General features: G+C 74.1%; 10 protein-coding genes. 6 read left to right on the forward strand and 4 right to left on the reverse strand.

Features of this window, described 5'->3' with window-relative positions; all coding sequences use genetic code 11:
- Positions 1-20 precede the first annotated feature (20 nt).
- From ACZ55U_RS11505 to ACZ55U_RS11515, 3 genes are all read left to right on the forward strand, one after another.
- Positions 21-1,427: a DJ-1/PfpI family protein gene (locus ACZ55U_RS11505; protein WP_465525205.1), complete on the forward strand. Its 1,407-nt coding sequence runs from the start codon at positions 21-23 to the stop codon at positions 1,425-1,427.
- A 687-nt stretch (positions 1,428-2,114) separates the two neighbouring features.
- Positions 2,115-3,947 (forward strand): hydroxysqualene dehydroxylase, encoded by a 1,833-nt coding sequence (locus ACZ55U_RS11510; protein ID WP_465524962.1) that lies wholly within the window; start codon positions 2,115-2,117, stop codon positions 3,945-3,947.
- 142 nt (positions 3,948-4,089) lie between these two features.
- Positions 4,090-4,761, forward strand: coding sequence for a hypothetical protein (locus ACZ55U_RS11515; RefSeq protein ID WP_465524964.1), 672 nt, complete (start codon positions 4,090-4,092; stop codon positions 4,759-4,761).
- 6 nt (positions 4,762-4,767) lie between these two features.
- Here ACZ55U_RS11515 and ACZ55U_RS11520 read toward each other — a convergent pair whose 3' ends face one another.
- Together ACZ55U_RS11520 and ACZ55U_RS11525 are read right to left on the reverse strand one after the other, a co-directional pair.
- Positions 4,768-5,019 (reverse strand): hypothetical protein, encoded by a 252-nt coding sequence (locus tag ACZ55U_RS11520; protein ID WP_465524966.1) that lies wholly within the window; start codon positions 5,017-5,019, stop codon positions 4,768-4,770.
- Between the two features lie 245 nt (positions 5,020-5,264).
- The gene (locus ACZ55U_RS11525) at positions 5,265-5,519 is read right to left on the reverse strand and encodes a DUF2283 domain-containing protein (protein WP_465524968.1); all 255 of its coding nucleotides are present in this window, start codon (positions 5,517-5,519) and stop codon (positions 5,265-5,267) included.
- A 233-nt stretch (positions 5,520-5,752) separates the two neighbouring features.
- On the opposite strand from ACZ55U_RS11525, the gene ACZ55U_RS11530 reads away from it, so the two are divergent.
- From ACZ55U_RS11530 to ACZ55U_RS11540, 3 genes are all read left to right on the forward strand, one after another.
- Entirely contained in the window at positions 5,753-7,396 is a 1,644-nt protein-coding gene (locus tag ACZ55U_RS11530) for an alpha/beta fold hydrolase (RefSeq protein ID WP_465524970.1), read from the forward strand.
- 159 nt (positions 7,397-7,555) lie between these two features.
- Entirely contained in the window at positions 7,556-8,278 is a 723-nt protein-coding gene (locus tag ACZ55U_RS11535; RefSeq protein WP_465524972.1) for a response regulator transcription factor, read from the forward strand.
- Positions 8,278-9,591 (forward strand): sensor histidine kinase, encoded by a 1,314-nt coding sequence (locus ACZ55U_RS11540; RefSeq protein WP_465524974.1) that lies wholly within the window; start codon positions 8,278-8,280, stop codon positions 9,589-9,591. The genes ACZ55U_RS11535 and ACZ55U_RS11540 overlap by 1 nt, the downstream gene beginning before the upstream one ends.
- 256 nt (positions 9,592-9,847) lie before the next feature.
- Here ACZ55U_RS11540 and ACZ55U_RS11545 read toward each other — a convergent pair whose 3' ends face one another.
- Both ACZ55U_RS11545 and ACZ55U_RS11550 read right to left on the reverse strand, forming a co-directional pair.
- Positions 9,848-14,299 carry a caspase, EACC1-associated type gene (locus tag ACZ55U_RS11545; RefSeq protein ID WP_465524976.1) on the reverse strand — a complete coding sequence of 1,484 codons (4,452 nt, stop codon included), beginning with the start codon at positions 14,297-14,299 and terminating at the stop codon, positions 9,848-9,850.
- The gene (locus ACZ55U_RS11550) at positions 14,296-14,691 is read right to left on the reverse strand and encodes an effector-associated constant component EACC1 (RefSeq protein WP_465524978.1); all 396 of its coding nucleotides are present in this window, start codon (positions 14,689-14,691) and stop codon (positions 14,296-14,298) included. Before ACZ55U_RS11550 ends, ACZ55U_RS11545 begins: the two co-directional genes overlap by 4 nt.
- Positions 14,692-14,778: the final 87 nt, after the last annotated feature.

A 14,778-nucleotide genomic window follows, 5' to 3' on the forward strand; every position in this document is an offset into this window, starting at 1 on the left:
TGAGGTATGTCTTGTCCGAGGTGAGTTCCGAGGTCCGCCAGGGGCACCGGGCCCTGCGCCGTGTCGGCTGGGCACTGCTGGCTACGGCGCTGTCCGCGGCCTCCTTCGCGGGGATCGCCTTCGCGGGGGTGCGCGCGTCGATGGCCGAGAGCTTCGCCGCCGCCCCCCGCGGATCCGACGCCAGGGCGTGGCCGGCCGCCCGGCCGGTTCCGGACGGCCGGATCACGGTGGCGGTCGCGGTCAGCAACGCGGGCTCCGTGGCCACCGACGTACTCGCGCCCTACCAGGTGTTCGCCGAGTCGCCGGAGATGTTCGTCTACACGGTGGCCACCGAACGCCATGTCGCCCCGCTGTCCGGCGGTGCCCATCTGCTGCCCGACCACACGCTGGCCGAGGTGGCGGACGGCACCCTGCCGGAACCCGACGTGGTGGTCGTGCCCGCGGTGACCGACCCCACTGGCGCGGGCGAGGAAAGCCTGCGCCGGTGGATCGTCGAACGCCACCGCAAGGGCGCCCGGATCCTCGGGGTGTGCGCGGGCTCCGAGCTGCTGGCCGCTTCCGGTCTGCTCGACGACCGCGACGCCACGTCGTTCTGGTCCAACATCGGCTCCCTGGAACGCGATTACCCGAAGGTCAACTGGAAGCGCGGGCAGCGCTACGTCGAGGACGACCGGGTGACCACCACTGCGGGCGTCACCTCCGGCACCGTGGGCGCCCTGCGGGTGGTCGAGGAACTGATCGGCGGGGCGGAAGCGACCCGTATCGGCACCGGGCTGTCCTACCCCGGCTGGGCTCCGGACGGACCGACCGCGATACCGGCCAACCACCTCGCCCCCGGCGACCTGCCGTACGCCCTCAACGCCGCGTTCCCGTGGCTGCGCCCCACCACCGCCATCGGCCTGGTCGACGGGATCGAGGAGATCGACGCGGCCGCGGCCGTCGAAGGATACGGCGGAGTCTCCTTCGCCACCCGGACGGTGGTGATCGGCGCCGGCGACACCGTCACCACCCGCCACGGCCTGGTCCTCGTCACCCGGCCGGCGAACGAGGACGTCCACGGGGTGGACCGCTTCGTGGTGCCCGGCGTCAAGGACCCCTCCGGCCTCGGCAATGCGCTGAGCGGCTGGGCCCGCCGCAACGGGCTCACCGCCGAACTGCCCGACGGGGGACGACGGCCCGGGGAGTTCGGCTTCGATCCCGTTCTGCGGGACCTCGCCGAGCACAGCGACCGCCGTACGGCGCTGGCCACCGCGAAGTTCTCCGAGTACCCCTCGGCCCATCTGGAGCTGACGGGCCCGTCCTGGCCCTGGCGGTCCACCCTGCTGGCCGCAGCGACGGTCGTCCTGAGCGTGGGAGTGGGGCTGGCGCCGACGGCGATACGACGGACGGTACGACGGCGGCGTCCCCCACGGCATCCGGCCGCGTAGTCCCCAGGACGCCGTGAGCACGCCGGTGCGCGGGGACACGTCAGGGGAGCAGGCTGTCGGACGCCTGGGGGGCGATCCCCCCAAGACGATCCGGATCCGGGGGAGTTTCAAGGTGATGCAAAGTCATGAAGCATCAGAGCAGGCCGAGTCGTCCAGGCGGTGAAAGGTTCCTCGAAAGCCCTCTGGACACCACCGAGCAGGCCGTTCACCAGGCAGGTTGCTCATGGTCAGCCCGCCCGGCTGTTGCTGACCAGTCCCCGGAAACGCTCTCTTCGCAGGGACCCATTGCCAACGAGTCCGTGGAACCCTACAGCAGAGCCGTAGGGTGAGTTCTCCGACGAGGTGACGCGAGGGCAGAGCTGGGGAAGTGACCGCGGACCCAGCCGCGTTCGGCGGCGTCGCGGGCGAGGGTCTGCTCGACTTCGCGTCGTGCCCGCAGCCGTGGCGCGCACTCGGGTGTCGTGACGAATTTGGCGCAGGTCAGGCAGAGGTCGCCCTCGCAGGGGCCTTCGGCGGGCCCCCGGCGCGGATGCACCGCCGGTGGCAGGCAGCTCCGGAAGTCGCTCGTCGGCTCGCCCCCGGACGGAACCGGCGGCGCACCGGCGTGACCGGCACCGGGCCCGTTCGTTGCACACCGAGGGGTCGCCCTCACCGCACGGGCGACCAGGAGCCGGAGGTGCGCGCAGCATGGGGTTGGCCGAGGGAACAGCGGGAAGTGGGCGGACCCGGCGTCGTTTCCTGGCCGGCGCCGCCGCGCTGGGCGGGGCCCTCGCCCTCGGGCCCGGGGCGGGCGCCGCTGCCGGGCTCCCAGGGCTCTCCGGCCTCCCGCGCAGCCGCCGTGGCTCCGGGCCGGCCGTGGCGGTCCTCGGCGGCGGGGTCTCCGGCCTGAGCGCGGCGCACGAACTGGCCGAGCGCGGTTACCGGGTGACGGTGTACGAGTACTACGCCGCGCTCGGCGGCAAGGCCCGGAGCATGGACGTGCCGGGCAGCGCGACCGGCGGCCGGCGGGCACTGCCGGGCGAGCACGGCTTCCGGTTCTTCCCCGGCTTCTACCGCAACCTGCCGGACACCCTGCGCCGCATCCCCTACGCGGGCAACCCTGGCGGCGTCCACGACAACCTGCGCGACGCCACCCAGGCGCTGCTGGCCTACGACGCCCCGCGCCCGGGCCTGCTGCTCCCGTTCCAGACCCTCACCCGTCCGCTCAACCTGGGCGACCTCGCCCCGGACGCGCTGCGGCGGACCCTGGCCGGCGCGCTGGACGAGGTGCTGCACCTGCCCGCAGACGAGCTGCTCTACTTCGTCGACCGGCTCCTGGTCCACCTGACCAGCTGCGACCTGCGCCGCGAGCAGCAGTGGGAGCGGGTGCCGTGGTGGGAGTTCATCAGGGCCGAGCGGATGTCCCACGACTACCAGCGCCTCCTCGGGGTCGGGCTGACCCGGGACCTGGTCGCGACGCGGGCGGAGCGGGCGAGCACCCGTACGGTGGCCCGTACCGTCGTCGAGGCCTTCCTGCTGAACGGGCTGCTCGGGCGCGGCGTCGACGGACAGCCCGACCGGGTGCTCAACGGCCCCACCAGCGAGGCCTGGATCGACCCGTGGGTGGCCCATCTGTCCTCGCTGGGCGTCGAGTTCCGCACCGGGACCGAGGTCCGGGAGGTGTTGTACGACGGGGTCCGGATCACCGGGGTCCGGGTGGCGCCGGCCGGCGGCGGCGGGGGCGAGACGGTGCGGGCCGACTACTACCTCAGCGCGCTGCCGGTCGAGCACGCCCGCGCCACCTGGGGCCCGAGGCTGCGTGCCGCCGATCCCCAGCTGGCGCGGTGCGACGCGATCGAGACGGACTGGATGACGGGCATCCAGTTCTACCTGCGCCGTCCGGTGCGGATGGTGCACGGCCACGCCGTCTGCCTGGACTCTCCGTGGTCGCTCACCACGGTTCACCAGGCGCAGTTCTGGGACCGGGACTTCGCGGCCGCCTACGGCGACGGAACGGTGCGCGACTGCCTCTCGGTCTGCGTCTCGGACTGGGACCGCCCCGGGATCCTCTACGGCAGGACGGCCAGGGAGTGCACCCGCGAGCAGGTGGCCCGCGAGGTGTGGGCGCAGTGCCGGCGGGCCTTCGACCGGCCGGGCGCCGAGTGGCTCGCGGACGAGGACGTGCACTCGTGGTTCCTCGACCCGGCCGTCACCGGCCTGGGCGGGCCGGCGCCCGCCAACCGTGAGCAGCTGCTGGTCCACCCCGTCGGCACCCTCTACCACCGGCCGTCCGCCGCGACCGCCGTGGGCAACTTCTTCCTGGCAGGCGACTACGTCCGCACCGAGGTCGACCTGGCCACCATGGAGGGCGCCAACGAGTCCGCCCGGCGCGCCGTCAACGCCCTGCTGGACGCGGACGGCTCGGCGGCCGCGCGCTGCCGGATCTGGGGGCTGTTCCGGCCGCCGGAGCTGGAGCCGCTCAAGCTGGTCGACGAGGGCCGCTACCGCCTCGGCCTGCCGAACACCTTCGACCTCGGGTGACCGTGGCCCGGGCGCCCGCGCCCGGCCTGGTCGGCGGCGGGCCGATGTGGCGGAGTCGACGTCGGCTCGGGTGAGTTGGTCCAACCTCTCCTGGTCGCGGTGCGTGCACCTGACGGGCTGAGTGTCGAGGGGGGACGGCGTCGTGGAGCTGCTGGCGGACGGCCATGCGCTGGGCGGTATGCGTCCGGTCCTGGAAGCGGGCGAGGCCGTCCTGGGCCACGAGCCTGAGGACGCCTTCCCGGACCGCTGCTGGGTCCTGCACACCGCCAGGGTCGACGGCGAGCGGGTCCGGTGGAACGACGTGCTGGCCCAGGTCGGCAAGCGCCTGGAGGACTGGCCGTACACCCCCTCCTCCAGGGTCTTCGCCGGGCTGGACCTGCCCGAGGGCTTCGAGCGGCCGCGACTGGGCGAGATCGACCGCGACAGCCTGGACCGCCTGATCGAGGTCCTCGCGCGCCACAGCCCCGAGGGAACGCGGACGGAGTGCTACTGGGCCCAGGCGGCGATCGAGTGCCTGGGCTACCCGGTCCCGGCCCGCCGGGGACGGCTGGACGAGGCGGCCGCCCACCACGAGGCCTGCGCCTCGCTCCATGGGGCCGTCAGCACGCAGTTCCCCGCCCATTGGTGGCCCGTGGAGAGGTCGTCGTGGTTCGTCGTGACCAACTGGGACCTCAGCGCCACCGAGGTCTTCGGCCCCCCGGCCCTGATCGCCGATCTCCTCTCCGACGAGGGGCTGGACGCCGTGCGGCACCCGAGCGTCGGCGAGGTGCAGCCCTACCGCGCGCAGTGGCGCGAGGAGGGCCCACGAGGCTGACGGGTCCTACCGCTGTGGTTCGACACTCCCGCAGTCGGGTGTACGGGCGTTCCTCCGCCCTGTCCGACGCGCCAGTGAGACGCCGGCGCGCGCCGGAACGGTGACCGCCATCGCCAGGAAACCGCCGCCGAGGGCGAGGACGAAGCTCGCCGCCACGGCGGGCACGAGGAGGACGGCGACGAACAGGAGCCTGCCCAGCGGCATGTCGTCGAAGCGGCCGTCGGTCGCGGACCACAGCCGTCCCACCGCGTAGAGCACACCGGCGAGGAAGGTGATCGCCGCGCCCGTGAGGTAGGAGCGCTCGGCCCTCCCCGGCGTGACAGAGGGCTGCCCGGATGGCGATGCGGCCGCTCTCCGAGGTGCCGGCCCGACCCGGTACCCGCTGGAAGTCCCCACTCGCCCCACCCAACTCCTGCGTCACGGAGGGCACATCGTACCCAGCGCGGCGGTCGCCGCCGGGGGATGCCGCCCCTTCGTCCCCGCAGCGCGAGTCGCCCTCGTGCTCAATCCGTTCGTGCGTCTCCGGCGTCCAGGCGCTCGGATGACTTGAGCAGATACTCGGGAAGCTTGGAGTCGGCCGCCAACACCTCGATGCCGATGAGGCGCCCGTGCTCGTCGAAGTCGAGGTTGATCATGCCGTCGCCCCCCGCTGGATCACAGGGATACGTGTACGAGGACTTCGTGCGTACCTGCGGATCCGTGAGGTACACGTACGCCGCGTTCGCGGTCTCGTCATAGGTGACTCGGACGTCTGCCATGGCTGGCATGCTCCCCTGGTGTAGTCGGCGGCGGCAAAGACGATCTTCGGCCGCGAAGATCCAAACAGACAGGGGCACCCCGCGCCACCCGGCAGAGCCGCCGGGGGATCGGTTTGGGTGGGCACGTCTCCTGCGGGTTCTTACACGCCTTTGCCGTCGCTCTGCCGAGCGGCTGACGGGCGCCCGGCACAGTCGTACCCACACCGACCGCAGGACGCACGGAGGGCACGGCGATGACGACGAGCACGAACACGAGCACGACCACGACGAGCACGAACACGAGCACGACCACGACGAGCACGAGCAGGACCAAGACCACGAACGGCGCGAAGAGGCGTGCCACCCTGGCGGCCGCGACCCTGGCCGTCCTGGCGGCCGCACTGCCCCTCACCTCCGCGCAGGCCGCCCCCGCCGCGCAGGCCGCCCCCGCCGCGCAGGCCTCCTCCGCCGACACCCAGGGCCGACCCGCATGGTGCCCGACCGTCCCCGGGCACCAGGTCGACTGCACGACCATGCGCCGCCCGCTGGTCGCCGACGAGCCGCGCCTGGGCGGCATCGACGTGAGCTACGCGGTGGTGCGCCACAGCCGCCCCGGCCCCGCGCTGGGCACCGTCGCGCTCAACCCCGGCGGCCCCGGCGAGACCATGATCGACCGCGCCGAGCAGGTGGCCGGCGCCTTGCAGGGGGTGCTGGACGACTACGACGTGCTGCTGCTGGACCCGCGCGGCACCGGCCGCTCCGGCCGGCTGCCCTGCGACGTCACCGAGGCCGAGTACCGCTGGGCCCCGCGGGCCGGTCAGCGAGAGGCCGTCGCCGAGTGCGCCGAGGAGCTCGGCCCGCGCGCCCGCGGCTACACCAGCGCCGCCACCGCCGACGACATCGACGCCGCCCGCGAGCGCCTGGGCGCCCCCAAGCTGGTGCTGTACGGCCTGTCGTACGGCACCTACCTGATGCCGGTCTACGCCGACCGCCACCCCGAGCGGGTCGAGAAGATGGTGCTCTCCGGCGCCTACCCGATCGCCTTCGACTCCCTGGCCCGGGCCGGCGCCCAGCAGGTCTCCCTGACGCTGCGCCGGATCTGCGAGCGCAGCGGCGCCTGCGACCCGGACACCGTGCTGCACGACCTCGCCGCCGTCACCGAACGGCTGCGCACCCGCCCGCTGAAGGTCACCGGCACGGTCGGCGGAGAGCGGCGCACCGTGCTGTTCACCGAGGACAAGCTCGCCAACCTGATGTACGAGCCGGCCACCCGCGGCATCGGCCTGCACCCCGGGGAGCCCGGGCTGCTCGGCGCCCTGCCCGCCGCCCTCCACGCCTTCGCCGTGGGCGACGAGGGGCCGCTGACCGCCCTGGTGCGCGGCGAGATGGAGGGCACCGGCACCGAGGACCAGGCCTCGTTCCTGGCCGTCACCTGCAACGACTACGTCCGCGCCTGGGACCCGGACGCCCCGGTGGCGGAGCGCCGCCGCCAGTACCGCGCCGCCCTGGCCGCCGCCGACCCGGCCGACTTCGGGGCCTTCAGCCCCCAGGGCTGGACGGAGGGCCAGACCGACGGCGGGGACAACTGCCTGAACTGGCCGCGCCGGGGCACCGCCCGCCCGCAGCCGACCGACCTGAAGGACCTGCCCGACGTGCCCGTCCTGGTGCTCTCCGGGGACCTCGACACCAACACCTCCGAGGTCAACTCCCGCCAGTCGGCGGCCCAGTTCCGCCACAGCGCGTTCGTCTCGGTCCCCAACAGCGGACACCTTCCGGAGATGGAGTCCACCGGCTGCGCCCTGGAGATCTCCAGCCGCTTCGTCCGCACCGGCGAGGTCGGCGACACCTCCTGCCTGGCGCACGTCCCGCCGGTCACCGTCGTCCCCGTCCCGCGCTGACCAGCCCCTTCCGCTGACCCGCCCCGCCCGCCCTGCCGCTGGCCCGCCGCTCCTGCCGCCCTGCCGCCCTGCCGCTGGCCCGCCCCCCCAGGGTCCCGCGCTGACCGACCCGCCACCCCGACCGGCATGACCACGCCCCCCACCAGCGAAAATGACGCCATGACAGATCCCACCGCCACCGCCCGGCGCACCATCCTGGTCGTCGAGGACGACCCCGGCGTCCGCAGCACCCTCGACCACCTCCTGCGCTTCGAGGGCTACCGGGTGCTCACCACCGCCGACGGCCAGGAGGCCCTGGAGCTCCTGGAACACCGGCGCCCCGACCTCGCGGTGGTGGACGTGGTCATGCCCCGCCTCGACGGCCTCGCGCTGTGCCGGATGCTGCGCCGGCGCGACGACCGCCTGCCCGTCCTGGTCCTCACCGCACGCCACCAGCTCGGCGACCGGGTCGCCGGGCTGGACGCGGGCGCCGACGACTACCTCGCCAAACCCTTCGCCACCGAGGAACTGCTGGCCCGGATACGCGCCCTGCTGCGCCGCACCGAGCCGCCCCGCCCCGAGGACGGCGAGGGCACCGGCAGCGCCCGCCTCGCCCTCGCCGACCTCGCCCTGGACCCCGCCGCCCGCCTCGCCCACCGCGGCGCACGCCGGCTCGACCTGACCAAGACCGAGTTCGACCTGCTGGAACTGCTCCTGCGCAACCAGGGCACCGTCCTGACCCGCCACCAGATCTACCAGCGCATCTGGGGCTACGACTTCGACACCGACTCGCGCTCGCTCGACGTCTACGTCGGCTACCTGCGGCGCAAGACCGAGGAAGGCGGCGCACCCCGGCTGATCCACACCGTGCGCAACGTCGGCTACACCGCCAGGACCGCCTGATGCTGCGCACCAGGATCGGCCTCGTCGTCCTCGCCTCCGTCCTGCTGGCGATCGCGGTGCCCGTCACCGCCGCCTACCGGGGCGTCAGCACCCTGGTCTCCGACCAGCTCGACCGGAGCCTCCAGGACCGCGCCCACACCGTGCTCGCCGCCCTGGACCTCGGCCGCCTGCCGCCCGCCAGGCCCGACACCGTCGAACAGCTGCTGCCCGCCGACGGCACCGCACGCCCGCTGGCCCCGGGCGGCCCCGCCCTGCCGGTCTCGGCCCGCGCCCTGGAGGTGGCCCGCACCGGGCAGGGCTCCCACCAGGAGGACGTCACCGTCGACGGCACCCCCTACGGCGTCCTCACCCGGGCCCGCCCGGACGGGCAGGGAGCGGTGATGGTCGGCCAGACCTACGCCGGGGCCGCCGAGGTCGACGAGGCGTTCCTGCGGCGGATCACCGTCACCAGCGCGGCGGCGGCGGCCTCCTGCGCCCTGCTCAGCTGGCTCGTCATCGGCCGGATCCTGCGCCCGGTGCGGCGCCTGGCCCGCGCCGCCGAGCACATCACCACCACCCGCGACCTGACCACCCCGCTGCCGGCCGCCGGGCGCGACGAGGTCGGCGGCCTCACCCGGGCCTTCGAGTCGATGGTCGGCGCGCTGCGCCGCTCGCGCGAGCAGCAGCAGCGCCTGGTCCAGGACGCCAGCCACGAGCTCCGCACCCCGCTGACCTCGGTGCGCGGCTGCGCCGAACTCCTCCAGCGCGCCCGCGGCCGGCTCGCCCCCGAGGACGAGGAGCAGATCCTCGCCACGCTGGTCACCGAGACCGTCGCGCTCGACGAAATCGTGCGCGAGCTGGTCGAGTTGGCCACCGACCGGCAGACCGCCGAGGACCCGGAGCCGCTCGACCTGCCGGCCGCCGCCGAGGACAGCGCCCGGCGCTTCCACCGCCGTACCGGCCGCGAGATCGCCGTCACCGTCGAGCGCCCGGTGCCGGTGCTCGCCCGCCCGCGCGCACTGCAACGCTGCGTGGACAACCTGGTGGGCAACGCCGTCAAGTTCAGCCCGGAGGGCACTCCGGTGGAGATCCGGGTCACCGGCACCCGCCTGTCCGTGCGCGACCACGGGCCCGGCATCGCCCCCGGCGACCGGCAGGCCGTCTTCGAGCGCTTCTACCGCGGCGCCGGCACCCAGGCCACCCCGGGCTCGGGACTGGGCCTCGCCATCGTCCACGACCTCGTCGCCGCCGACCACGGCACCGTCTTCGCGACCGCCGCCCCCGACGGCGGCGCCGAGGTCGGCTTCCACCTGCCGCCCGCCCCGCGGCACTGACCACCCGTCGGGGGAGCGGGCGCCGCCTCGTGCCGACGAGCCCGGCCAAGCCGCGAACTCACCGTAACCTCCCAGGAACTGACCGCGCTGCTGCCCGAGGACGTCCGACATGACAGGCTCGCCCGCTGCCACGAAGTGCTCCCCCTCGGCTGCTCGCGGCCCTTGAGGCCGTCGTCAACCGGCCGACGGTCCCGTGCGACGAGGACTCCGGCGAGGGGCCCCAGCCCTCGCCCACCCTTGCCGGACCGCCGGTGGCTCAGGGACAGGGCTTCCGGTACGGCGTACCGCCGGGCACGTACCGCTCCCACTGATCTTTCGTGATGGTGTCGCCCACGGACCCGCAGATGGCCTCAAGGGTGCCGGGCTGGTTCGTGCTCCAGACGTCCACGGTCTCGCCGACCGTCGCGATGAGCTTCCCGTCGGGACTCACCGAGATCTCGGAAGGCCGGAGCGCGTTCGTCGAACCCATGGCAACCACGGCCTGGAGCGTGGGGACCCGCCAGTTGCCGACATCCCAGAGCTCGATGTGCGAGTACCTCGGTCCCACGGCGGCGTAGCTGTCTCCCGTGCCCGTCATGGCAAGGGTATGGCCGTCCGGGCTGAAGGAGATCCCGGGGCCGGTCCCGGGCGCTTGCACGACCACCGGCTCCGCGTCGCTCAGCCGGTCGCCGTTGACCTCCCACAGCCTGGTCGCGCCCGTGGAGTCGGACACCGCCAGCAGGCGGCCGTCCGGGCTGAAGGCCGGCTCGGACATGTCCGCACCGGCGGTGAGCGGCTTCGGCGGCAGGGCGGCCGGCTGCCGGAGGTCGGTGGTGTCCCAGAGCCACAGCGAGTCCGCGCCGCCACCGGCCAGCAGACGATGGTCGGGGGAGAAGGCCAGGCGCCGGACATTGCCCGGCAGGACGGCGATCCGCCGGGGACGCGTGTGGTCCGCCAGGTCGTACAGCTTCACCGCCGGAGTGATCCGGCCGTCCAGGGCGTCGTTGGTGTCGGACACCGCCAGCGTGCGGCCGTCGGAAGCGAAGGCGAGGGCACCGGCGGAGTTGTCGAGGTCGTCGATGGTGGACAGCACGGCCACGTCCGGCTGCTCGGTGCTGCGCAGGCGGACCACGGGGTTCCCGTTCTGGTCCAGCTCGCCGGTGGCCAGGACGCGGCCGTCGGGGCTGAAGGCGACGCCGCCCGCGCCCAGTTGGCCGCTGCCGGGCAGGACGGCGAGCCGGTGGTGCGGTGCGTCGCCGCTGAGATCCCAGAGTGCCCCGTCACTGTCTCCTTCCCAGGCGAGCAGCCGCCGCGGGCCGGGACTGAACGCCACCGGCACGACGAACCCGCTCGGCGCCTGGCCCAGGCTGGCCGCTGCGCCGGACTGGAAGGGGTTGGTCACATCGGTCAGGTGCACCCCCCGTCCGGTGGCGGTGAGCAGCAGGCTCGTCACGGACTTGGCCAACAGCGGGTTGCCCGCGGGTACGAACAGGGCGGGGCCGGCGGTGTTGCCGGCTTCGTCGACGCTGGGCTCGTCCAGCGCGTTGATGGCGACGACGTCGAGCGGATCGTCGCTCACCTGCCACAGCAACGCGGAGTGCTCGCAGGTGGTGGCGAGCAGGTGCCCGTCCGGGCTGAACGCGGCCGACACCAGGCGCGATCGGCAGTCCGGCACGGCGGCGCGGTCCGCGGTCTTCGCCAGACGCGGCCGGGCCGGGCTCCGCACGTCCCAGAGCCGGAGCGCGTTGCCGTCTCCGTCCCCGGGGCCGGCCAGCAGGTGCCCGTCCGGGCTGAACGTCAGCCGGTGCAGCGGCTTGTGCTGGAGATCATTGGTGAGCGGGCCGCCGTCGAGTTCCGGCAGGGCGACCGGCCGGGCGGGCTCGGCGAGATCCCAGAGGTGCACCGACGTGTCGGCGCCGGCGCTGGCCAGGGTGCGCCCCGAGGGGGCGAAGGTGAGCGAGTCGACGACTCCGGTGTGGCCGGTCAGCGCCGGGAGGGGCTTCGGCGCGGCCGGCTCGGACAGGTCCAGGAGCCGGATCGCCCCGCCGTCCGTACCGGCGGCGAGCAGGTGTCCGTCCGGGCTGAAGGCGAGCGACGTCACGCCGGGCTGATCGGTCGCCGGGGGTATCGCACGTTCCTCGGGGTGGGCGGGATCGCCGATGTCCCACAGCCGTACCGCCTGCTTTCCCTGCGGACCGGCGGCCGCGGCGACCAGGCGCCCGTCCGGGCTCAGGGCGACCGGGCCGGCGCCCGGAAGCTGGACACGGCCTTCGCTGAAGCCCGCCGTGCTCCAGAGCGCGACCGAGTTCCCGGTCGAGATGGCCAGGCGGCGCCCGTCCGCGCTCTGGGCCAGGTCCGCCACCCGGTCCTGGCCGTCGAAGACGCCGTCCGTCCCCACTGCGGCGAACAGCGCGGCCGTGTTCGCCTGCGGGTCGAGCCGGTACGCCGTCACAGCGAGCTGCTTGGCCAAGCCGGGCTGGCTGTTGCGCAGGTCGACGGCTTCGGCCGCGACCAGCTGGGCCACCGCGTGCTGCTGCTGGGCGCGGGATTCCCGCTGGAAGGCGAGTGCCAGGCCACCGCCGCCCACCGACAGCAGGGTCAGCACCACCAGGGAGGCGATCGCCGCCCTCCCGCGCCGGACCCGGCGCAGCTCGTACCGCTTCGAGCGGTCGAGGAACTCCGCCAGTCGTGGCGGAAGTTCCTCCGCCAGGCCGGCCTCGGCAGCACCCTCGCGGGCGGCCGTCAGCCGGGTGCCGCGATACAGCAGCGAAGGGTCCTGTCCGGCCTCCCACCAGGTCTCGGCGTCGGCGGCGAGCCGCTGACGGGTGCGCAGCCAGTCGCGGTCCGCGTCCACCCACTCGCGCAGACGCAGCCAGCCGCGCAGGAGGGCGTCATGGCTCAGCGCGACGGTCTGCTCGTCCAGGACGAGCAGCCGGGCCTCGGCGAACCGGTGCAGGGCCCGCTCAGCCGCCTCGGGGTCGGGCAGCCCGTGCACCAGGCCGGCGCGGTCGACCCGCTGGGCGGTGTCCACGCTCCGGTCGTCGACCCGGACCAGGCGGGGCAGCATCCGGCGGAGGGCACTGCGGCCCGCCTCGTCCAGCCGGTCGTAGGTGTCGTCGGCGGTGTGGGCGATCGCCTGGGTGATCCCGCCGGTGGCCCGCAGCCCGGCCACGGTCAGCCGGGCGCCGTGGCGCTGCCGCCAGATGGCCCACAGGGTGTGGGAGAGCATCGGCAGCGTGCCCGGCTCCGGGCCGGTGAGCTGGGTGGCGCCCAGTTCGTGCAGCAGGAGGTCGGCCAGGCCCTCGTCGAGCGTCAGCCCCGCCAGCTCGGCCGGCCGCTCGATCGCCGCGCGCAGTTCCTCCGGCCGCATCGCCACGGCCTGCACCTGGTGGTCGCGCAGGGCCGCCGCCAGCTCCGGGAAGACCAGGGCCTGACCGTAGAAGTCGGCCCGCAGAGCCAGTACCACCAGGGCCGGGCAGTCGGCGGCGAGGGCCGCCAGCGCGGCCAGGAAGGCCCTGCGGTCCGCCTGACTCCGGCAGACGGTGAACAGCTCCTCCAGCTGGTCGATCACCAGCACCAGCCGCTCGGCGGACCCTTCCGCCAGTGCGCCGCGGACCAGCGCCACCGCCGAAGCAGGGTCCGCACGCAGGGCTCCGGCGGTGCCGTCCGGGCGCAGCGCAGCGGCCAGGGCGTGCAGTGGCTGCGCCCCGGGGGTGAGCAGCACGCTGGGCCAGCCGGCCGAGCCGGGCAACTCCGGTACGCCCCGGCCCAGGGCGGCGACCAGCCCGGCGTGCAGAACCGATGTCTTCCCCGCGCCGGAGGGCCCGACCACGATCACCGGCTGCCGCCCGGCCAGCGCTTTGCCGCAGGCCCGCACCAGCTCTGCCACCAGCCGCTCCCGGCCGTGGAAGAACTCCGCGTCGTCCACGGCGAAGGATTCCAGGCCCGGGTACGGGCAGCGGCCCGGGGACGGTTCCTCCTCGACCGGGCCCACCGGCTCGGGCTGGGCCGGGTTGACGGCGAGCACCAGCCCGCCCGAACGGTCGCCGGCCTGGCGACGGGGCAACGGGCCCTGCTGGGCACGGAGGGTGCGGAACAGATAGTCATACGCCGCGTCCAGGGTCAGCAGCCGTGGGCCACGCGGATCACCCTCGTCGAACAGCTTGATCAGCGCCCCGGTGAAGGCGGTGTACTGCCCGTCCTCGGGTGCCAGGGCGAGCTGCTCGGCCGAGCCGAGCAGATACATGCCGTGGGCGGGCGGGAGCGTGAACTGCTGTGGCGAGCGGTTCGCGAGCTTGGCGCGCCCGGAGAAGCAGCAGTCGAGGACCACCACGACCGAGTGGGCCCGGCAGGCGCTCAGCGCTTCCCGCAGGTCAGCCAGTCGCAGCGCCTGATGGGCAGCCAGTCCGGGCGTCAGCTGGTCGGTGCTGCTCGCCGCGAGGTACAGCTCGTCGCCGGGGCCGATGAGGCCGTGCCCGAGGTAGTAGACCAGCAGTGTGGTCCGGGCTTGCAGCGCCTCCTCGGCGACGGCCGTGGCCATGTCCCGGGCGGTCGCCGGGTCGGCCAGTAGGCGCACCTGGTCGGCGGGCACGCCGCACCGGCTGATCAGACGATCCCGTAGGGCTTCAACGGTCCGGAGGACGGCGGGAACGGAAGTCAGCGTCGGACCCGCGTGCGTTGCCGTGCCGATCAGCAGCACTCGGACGCCCGCCCCCGACAGATCCGTCATCGCGGGCCCTCCACCTCGCCCGTGTCCTGCACCGCTTCCAGTACGCGGGTGGCGTCGGCCAGCAGTGCCCGGATCGCGCGGTCGTCCAGACCCTGGACGCGCTTGCCCGAGAACTCGACCGAGGCCCCGTCCGGCCGGCTGATCTTGAGGGTCACCTCGCCGCGACGCTGACGGATCCAGGAGAAGACCGCGGTGGCCAGCGCTGTCGCGACGCCGCCCGGCCCGAGAGCCACGGCCAGTGCGTCGAGGACCGGGCCGAGCGTGCCCGGGACAGGCGGACTCTCCACCGAGGTGACCCGGCCGCGCAGTTCGTCGACGTCGGCGAGCCAGGCGCGCAGCGAGCGCAGCTCGTCCGCTTCCTGACCGCCTGCTGCGGTGAGCGTTACGTCCAAGGTGCTCCCCTTGCCAGATAAGTGACGTACCGTCAACAGTACAAGTGGAGAAGCCCCCTGTGGGGCTGGTTGTGGCAACGCGTGAAC

The sequence above is a fragment of the Kitasatospora sp. NPDC034533 genome (assembly GCF_055575155.1).